The sequence below is a fragment of the Klebsiella sp. Ech2A genome (assembly GCF_030078455.1).
GTDB classification, from domain to species: Bacteria; Pseudomonadota; Gammaproteobacteria; order Enterobacterales; family Enterobacteriaceae; genus Klebsiella; species Klebsiella terrigena.
The window spans coordinates 1-6,066 of sequence record NZ_JAQGFU010000238.1; the positions used below are offsets into that span (position 1 = coordinate 1).

General features: G+C 60.6%; 4 protein-coding genes. 1 reads left to right on the top strand and 3 read right to left on the bottom strand.

Going from position 1 to position 6,066, the window contains the following annotated elements; all coding sequences use genetic code 11:
- The 3 genes from lolE to lolC all read right to left on the bottom strand — a co-directional run.
- The coding region (gene lolE, locus PFH44_RS24145; protein WP_283826398.1) for a lipoprotein-releasing ABC transporter permease subunit LolE at window positions 1-1,172 on the bottom strand (1,172 nt) is incomplete at its 3' end.
- Window positions 1,172-1,873 (bottom strand): lipoprotein-releasing ABC transporter ATP-binding protein LolD, encoded by a 702-nt coding sequence (gene lolD, locus PFH44_RS24150; protein WP_283826399.1) that lies wholly within the window; start codon window positions 1,871-1,873, stop codon window positions 1,172-1,174. The genes lolE and lolD, both read right to left, overlap by 1 nt.
- A complete protein-coding gene (gene lolC / locus PFH44_RS24155) occupies window positions 1,866-3,065 on the bottom strand; it encodes a lipoprotein-releasing ABC transporter permease subunit LolC (RefSeq protein ID WP_283826400.1) in 1,200 nt (399 codons plus the stop codon). Before lolC ends, lolD begins: the two co-directional genes overlap by 8 nt.
- A gap of 352 nt (window positions 3,066-3,417) precedes the next feature.
- Between lolC and mfd the strand changes: the two genes are divergently transcribed.
- Window positions 3,418-6,066 (top strand): transcription-repair coupling factor (mfd, locus tag PFH44_RS24160; RefSeq protein WP_283826401.1); only part of this gene is annotated, 2,649 nt, incomplete at its 3' end.

The window sequence follows — 6,066 nt, forward strand, 5'->3', positions numbered from 1 at the left end:
CTCAGCAACAGTGCCGTCACCAGCACGTAAATGACGTCCAGCCAGTGCAGTTCAGACGGCAGGAAGTCGATAAAATAGATGTCGCCGGAGAGGAATTTATGCCCAATCAGGGATTCAAGGCCGTTAATAATCGACGTCAGCTTCAGCGCGCAAACCACGCCAATGGCGACCCCGATCAGGCTTCCGACCGAACCGGCAAGTAAACCATACCACACGAAAATCGCGCGGATCAGGCCGTCTTTCGCGCCGAGCGTGCGCAGCACCGCAATATCGCTGCTTTTATCTTTCACCGCCATCACCAGGGTGGAGACGATGTTAAAGCAGGCAACGCCGATAACCAGCACCATCGCCAGATACATAATGGCGCGGATCATCTGGATGTCGCGATACATATAGCCGTAGGTGCCGATCCAGCTCTTGATATAGACGTAGCTGTTGGTGACTTCACCGGCGTCGCGTACCAGGGTATTGGCGTGGAAGACATCGGTGACCTTGATGGCGATCCCGGTGACGCTGCTGCCCATATCCAGATACTGCTGAGCATCCGCCATCGGGATCATCGCGAAGCTGTGATCGAGCTGGCCGCTCAGCTGCAGGATCCCGGTGACGTGGAGCCTGACGCGTTTCGGCTGCAGCAGCTGGTGCTCGGCGTCGGAGTTGGGGATCATTATCGATACCCAGTCGCCCTGCTTAACGCGCAGCGCGTCGGCGACGCCCTTACCTAAAATAATCTGCTGCTCGCCGGGCTTAAAGCCGGCCCAGGCGTTGTTCTGCACGAAGGTCGGCAGCGAGCTCAGGCGACTCTCCTGCTGAGGGTCGACGCCCTTGACCTGAATGGCGCGCATGTTGCTGCCGCTCTCCACCAGTCCGGTAAAGTTGATATAGGGCGCCGCCGCAACGATACCCTTGACCTTCTCAACCTTCGCCAGCGCCTCGTTCCAGTTGCTCCAGGGCTGCTTAACCGGCTCGATTTCCCCATGGGGAACCACCGCCAGAATGCGGTTATTGAGCTCGCGCTCGAAGCCGTTCATGGCGCTCAGGCCGACGATCAGCACCGCCACGCCCAGCGCAATGCCGACGGTCGAAATCACCGAAATAAGCGACACCATGCCGCCGCGTCGACGCCCGCGGCTAAAGCGCAGGGCGATCAATAGGGATAACGGAGAGGCCATTACTCGGCCCCCATCAGGGTCAGTTCCGCGTTCAGGTGGCCGTCACGCATTTCCAGCTGGCGGTTCATCCGTTTGGCCAGCTGCAGATCGTGGGTCACCACCAGGAACGCGGTGCGCTGTGCGATATTGAGCTCGCCCAGCAGCTGGAAGATGCTGTCGGCGTTGCGGGCGTCAAGGTTACCGGTCGGCTCATCCGCCAGCACCAGCCGCGGCTTGTTGACCAGCGCACGGGCAATCGCCACGCGCTGGCGTTCGCCGCCGGAGAGCTCGGACGGACGGTGGTTGCTGCGGTGCTCAAGGCCGACCGCGCGCAGCATCTCTTTTGCCTGGCGTTCGATATCGGCCGCCTTCTGCTTGCCGATCAGCAGCGGCATCGCCACGTTTTCGAGGGCAGTGAAATCCGGCAGCAGGTGGTGGAACTGATAGATAAAGCCCAGCTCGCGGTTGCGCAGGTCGGCGCGGGCCGCGGCGGAGAGCTGGCTCATCGGCTGGCCGGAGAAAATAACGTCGCCCGAGGTCGGCGTATCGAGGCCGCCGAGCAGATGCAGGAGCGTACTTTTGCCGGAACCCGAGGTGCCGACAATCGCCATCATCTCGCCCTCTTCAATGCTGAAGCTGACATCGTGCAGCACGTCCGTTTGCACGTTGCCTTCCTGATAGCGTTTGCACAGATTGTCGCATTGCAGCAGGATCTTATTCATAACGTAAAGCCTCAGCGGGTTGGGTGGCGGCAGCGCGCCAGGAAGGGTACAACGTTGACAACAGCGCCAGCACCATCGCCACCAGGGCAATGATCGTCACCTGCAGCGGTTCGATGGCAACCGGCAGCGCGGCGCCATCAAGAAACGCGCCGATAATCGGCATCAAATTATTCAGCTGGCTGGCGAGCAGCACGCCGAGCAGCGCGCCGAGCAGCGCGCCGACGATGCCGGCGCTGGCGCCCTGCACCATAAAGACCAGCATAATCTGCCGCGGCGTCAGGCCGAGGGTTTGCAGAATCGCCACCTCGCCCTGTTTTTCCATTACCATCATCCCGAGCGAGGTGATGATATTAAAGGCCGCCACCGCCACAATCAGGCTCAGCAGCAGGCCCATCATATTTTTCTCCATCCGCACGGCCTGGAACAGCTCGCCCTTGCGCTCGCGCCAGTCCTGCCACTTCGTACCTTCAGGCAGGGTTTGCTGGCTGAGCGTATCCACCTGCAGCGGCTGGTTGAGCCACAGGCGCCAGCCGGTAATATTCCCCAGCGGGTAGCGCATCAGGCGCGACGCGTCGTCAATATTGGTCAGCATCTGGTAGCCGTCGACTTCGCTACTGGCGGCGAAGGTGCCGATAACGTTAAACAGGCGCTGGCTCGGCACGCGGCCCATCGGCGTAAACTGGCTGGCGGACGGCACCATCACGCGGATCTGGTCGCCGCGATTAACCCCGAGCTGGCCGGCCAGCTGCTCGCCGAGAATAACGTTATATTTCCCGGCCTGCAGGTCGCTCTGCCTGACGTTAACGAGGTACGGCGTCAGCGGATCTTTTTGCGCCGGGTCGATGCCGAGCATTACCCCAACCGCGACGCTGCGCGCGCTTTGCAGCACCACGTCGCCGGTGGTCAGCGGCGCGACCCGGCTGACGCCCTGCAGCTTCACGGCGCTTTCCGGCAGCGTTTGCGGATTGATTGAGCCCTGCTGGGCGCTAAGAATGGCCTGCGGCATCAGCCCCAGGATGTTGTTCTGCAGCTCGCGTTCAAAGCCGTTCATCACCGACAGGACGGTCACCAGCGCCATTACGCCGAGCGTAATGCCAATGGTTGAAAGCCAGGAGACGAAACGACCGAAGCGATCGGCTGCGCGCCCGCGCATGTAGCGAAGGCCGATAAAGAGTGCGGCAGGTTGGTACATGTATTCCATCTGGTTGCTGATAGCCGATGCACGAGTATATATGTCATAGCACAACGCGTAAATCACTGAAACGGTAAGTTTTTGTCGCCAGACGGAGAAAAAGTAAAGATAAATCAATCGGATATTTGATATGTCAGTTCTTATCTATCAGAATCTTTCCCCGCAAACGAGCATCCTTTTGTCATTCGGGTTGGCGAATTAAGGTCAATCGCGGATAATCAGAGGCATTGAATATCAGCGATTTGCCCCTACATCGTAGAGCGAATCACTCAGAGCCTATTGCGGTAGGCGTACTTTGCTGGCAAATAAAAAAGCCTAATGGGATAGGCTCTAAGGGATCCTAACAACCGCTATGTCTCAACAATATCGATACTCACTGCCGGTCAAACCCGGCGATCAGCGGCAGCTCGGCGAACTCACCGGCGCGGCCTGCGCGACCCTGGTCGCAGAAATGACCGAGCGTCACGACGGCCCGGTGATCCTCGTCGCCCCCGATATGCAAAACGCCCTGCGCCTGAATGATGAAATTCGGCAGTTTACCGACAGCATGGTCATCGCCCTGGCGGACTGGGAAACCCTGCCCTACGATAGCTTCTCGCCGCATCAGGATATTATCTCCTCCCGTCTGGCGACCCTTTACCAGCTGCCGACCATGCAGCGCGGCGTGCTGATCGTACCGGTCAGCACGCTGATGCAGCGCGTCTGTCCGCATAGCTACCTGCACGGCCACGCGCTGGTGATGAAAAAAGGCCAGCGCCTGTCGCGGGATACCCTGCGCGAGCAGTTGGATAGCGCGGGCTATCGCCACGTCGATCAGGTCATGGAGCACGGCGAATACGCGACCCGCGGTGCCCTGCTCGACCTCTACCCGATGGGCAGCGAGCAGCCGTATCGCCTCGATTTCTTCGATGATGAGATAGACAGCCTGCGCCTGTTTGACGTTGACAGCCAGCGCACGCTCGAAGAGGTGGCGGCGATCAATCTGCTGCCCGCCCACGAATTCCCGACCGATCAGGCCGCCATCGAGCTGTTCCGCAGCCAGTGGCGCGATCGCTTCGAGGTCAAGCGCGATGCCGAGCATATCTATCAGCAGGTCAGCAAAGGCACCCTGCCCACCGGCATCGAATACTGGCAGCCGCTGTTTTTCAACGAGCCGCTGCCGCCGCTGTTTAGCTACTTCCCGGCGAACACGCTGATCGTCAATACCGGCGAGCTGGAAGCCAGCGCCGAACGTTTCCAGAGCGAAACTCACGCCCGCTTTGAGAGCCGCGGCGTTGACCCCATGCGCCCGCTGCTGCCGCCGGAGCTGCTCTGGCTGCGCAGCGATGAGCTGTTCAGCGAGCTGAAAAAATGGCCGCGCGTGCAGTTAAAAACCGACCGCCTGGCGGAGAAAGCGGCCCATACCAACCTCGGCTATCAGAAGCTGCCGGAGCTGGCGATTCAGGCGCAGAACAAAGCGCCGCTGGATAACCTGCGCCGCTTCCTCGAATCCTTCAGCGGGCCGGTTATCTTCTCGGTCGAGAGCGAGGGCCGTCGCGAAGCGTTGGGCGAAATGCTGGCGCGCATTAAGGTTGCGCCAAAGCATATCCTGCGTCTCGAAGAGGCGACCGGCAGCGGCCGCTATCTGATGATTGGCGCCGCCGAGCACGGCTTTATCGATAGCCCGCGCGGCCTGGCGCTAATTTGTGAAAGCGATCTGCTGGGCGAGCGCGTGGCGCGCCGACGCCAGGACTCGCGGCGCACCATTAACCCCGATACCCTGATTCGCAACCTCGCGGAGCTGCATATCGGCCAGCCGGTGGTGCATCTTGAGCACGGCGTCGGCCGCTATGCGGGAATGACCACTCTCGAGGCCGGCGGCATCAAGGGTGAATACCTGATGCTCACCTACGCCAATGACGCCAAACTGTACGTCCCGGTCTCCTCGCTCCATCTGATTAGCCGCTATGCCGGCGGTGCGGAGGAGAGCGCCCCGCTGCACAAGCTCGGCGGCGACGCCTGGGCGCGAGCGCGGCAAAAGGCGGCGGAGAAGGTGCGCGACGTGGCGGCGGAGCTGCTGGATATTTATGCCCAGCGCGCGGTCAAATCCGGCTTTGCCTTTAAGCACGATCGCGAACAGTATCAGCTCTTTTGCGACGGCTTCCCGTTTGAAACCACCCCCGATCAGGCCCAGGCCATCAACGCGGTGCTGAGCGATATGTGCCAGCCGCTGGCGATGGACCGTCTGGTCTGCGGCGACGTGGGCTTTGGTAAAACCGAAGTTGCCATGCGCGCCGCCTTCCTGGCGGTAGAAAACCATAAGCAGGTGGCGGTGCTGGTGCCGACGACCCTGCTCGCTCAGCAGCACTTCGACAACTTCCGCGACCGCTTCGCCAACTGGCCGGTGCGCATCGAAATGTTGTCTCGCTTCCGCAGCGCCAAAGAGCAGACGCAGATTCTGGAACAGGCGGCCGAGGGCAAAATCGATATTCTGATCGGCACCCACAAGCTGCTGCAGAGCGAAGTGAAGCTGCGCGATCTTGGGCTGCTGATCGTCGATGAGGAGCACCGCTTCGGCGTGCGGCATAAGGAGCGCATCAAGGCCATGCGCGCCGATGTCGATATTCTGACGCTCACCGCGACGCCGATCCCGCGTACCCTGAATATGGCCATGAGCGGCATGCGCGATCTGTCTATTATCGCCACCCCGCCGGCGCGCCGCCTGGCGGTGAAAACCTTCGTTCGCGAGTACGATGCGCTGGTGGTACGCGAGGCCATGCTGCGTGAAATACTGCGCGGCGGCCAGGTCTACTATCTCTACAATGACGTGGAAAACATCCAAAAAGCCGCCGATCGACTGGCCGCGCTGGTGCCCGAGGCGCGCATCGCCATCGGTCACGGGCAGATGCGCGAACGCGAGCTTGAGCGGGTGATGAACGATTTCCACCACCAGCGCTTTAACGTGCTGGTCTGCACCACCATTATTGAAACCGGGATCGATATTCCGACCGCCAATACGATC